Annotated in this window: 1 protein-coding gene; it reads right to left on the bottom strand. The window is 45.4% G+C overall.

Features of this window, described 5'->3' with window-relative positions; genetic code table 11:
• The coding region (locus FS736_RS25670; RefSeq protein ID WP_395883976.1) for a toxic anion resistance protein at positions 1–233 on the bottom strand (233 nt) is incomplete at its 3' end.
• Positions 234–240 lie beyond the last annotated feature (7 nt).

Below are 240 nucleotides of genomic sequence, written 5' to 3'. Positions count from 1 at the left end.
TTTTCACTACTAGCTTCATCTGGCTTCATATTATTCACATCCTTCATCAAATCATTCATCACCTCTCCCACTTCGCCCACATCCTTTTTCTCGACATCCACCAGCATCCCATCCCAAAAACTCACAACCTTTCCTTCTGCCTCTCTACCATATACAATCATCCCCTCCTCCTTTTTCCCCTCAATCTCCTCCCCCAATTCCAAACCTCTCTCCCCATTTTCCTCCCCAATCACATCTATC

The organism is Cytobacillus oceanisediminis 2691 (assembly GCF_007678455.1).
Taxonomy (GTDB): domain Bacteria; phylum Bacillota; class Bacilli; order Bacillales; family Cytobacillaceae; genus Mesobacillus; species Mesobacillus oceanisediminis_A.
Note: the sequence above shows the minus strand (reverse complement) of the source record. Positions and strands in the feature narration are given on the sequence as shown.